Consider the following 1,485-nt stretch of genomic DNA (forward strand, 5'->3'; position numbering starts at 1 on the left):
GTGTTCATGACAATACTCCTAGGATGGCAACCTCAATTAGGCGCCTCTAGAAAGTATTTAGGATGAGAGCATAGATATGTGTTTTTATCTTTTTTGCCGCATAGCGGCTTCGTTCAACAAGCTAATTAATAAGGACAAAAAATAGTTGACTGTTTTCGTTCCTCAACATTTTAGCCAACAATTTTTTGCCCATTATTAGGGCGTCATATGTACTTAATAAGTTGTTTATCGCCGTCAGAAAAAATCATCTAAAAGTCATAAGGACGTCAGGTATTTTAAGGTCGGTTAGCTTAAATTGACTTTTATTGATCACATTTAAGTGAAGTTAAATAATTCGTTGATTTAAAAATAAGGAATTAATTATGAAGCGTGTTGGCACTAAAATTGTTCTACTGTTTTCTGCTCTAGTGATGAGCAGCACTAGTTATAGCCAAGATGACATTTCCATCCCGGATGGTCCCTATCTCGGTCAAACGCCACCCGGCTCAACACCTGAGATGTTTGCGCCCGGTATTGTTAATACGGAAGGATTTATTGAAATTGAGGGCATGTTCGGAGCGGATATGAATACCTTTTATTTCGTCAGGCGTGATGAAAAAGAAGTTTATTCTTTGAATGTCATTGAATATAAAAATAATAAATGGCAGAAGTCTATTGTCAAACAGAAAGTAGGCGGGGCATACATCTCTCCCGATGGCAAGACCATCTATTTAAACAATAGTTATATTGAGCGCACCAAGGACGGTTGGTCGGAGTTAAAAAGACACGGTGCACCTTTCGAAGATATCGACATTATGAGGCTTTCGGCGTCTTCCAACGGCACTTATTATTTTGATACTTTTACCCCAAAATTCGATACTCCTATTCGCTATTCACGTTTGATAAACGGCAAATATGAACAACCGAAGTCACTGGGCCCGCAGTTTGGCATCGGCAGATACAATGCCCACCCCTTCATTGCACCGGATGAAAGCTACATTATCTTTGATAGCATAAGAGAAGGCGGATATGGCCGATCTGATCTCTATATCAGCTTTCGAGCGGCAGATGGCTCATGGGGCCCAGCCATCAACATGGGCGACAAGATCAATAGCACTGCCTCTGAAAAAAGTGCAAGTGTGTCACCAGACGGAAAATTTCTCTTCTTTGATCTACGGACAAAACGCGGAAACGAAGAGGTAAATATCTACTGGGTGGATGCTCAGATTATTGAGACGCTTCGGCCAAAATAGCAAACCATATAACAAGCTACGCCAGCGGAGCAAGACTCGCTACGCCGCTGAGTAGTGCGTTACTGCATGGCCGAACACTATACATTTCTTAATCTCAAAGCCCAGTTTAGAGCCTGAGTTCTAACTTACTTTTGTCCGTGCGACCTGAGGTCGTATGAAGCGCTGTTCACCGCGATAAGAGTGAACCATCTGTATCACTAGATGACCCTAAGACTCTGAATAAAGCAGCGAGTCTGACAATGTAACGAAGTCC

Annotated in this window: 1 protein-coding gene; it reads left to right on the forward strand. The window is 41.9% G+C overall.

Annotation, left to right across the window (positions count from 1 at the left end; genetic code table 11):
• Positions 1–362: 362 nt before the first annotated feature.
• Positions 363–1,232, forward strand: coding sequence for a TolB-like translocation protein (locus tag FN961_RS25650; protein WP_144042973.1), 870 nt, complete (start codon positions 363–365; stop codon positions 1,230–1,232).
• The last annotated feature ends 253 nt before the right edge of the window (positions 1,233–1,485 follow it).

Origin of the sequence: Shewanella hanedai (assembly GCF_007197645.1) — a bacterium.
Lineage (GTDB): Bacteria > Pseudomonadota > Gammaproteobacteria > Enterobacterales > Shewanellaceae > Shewanella > Shewanella hanedai.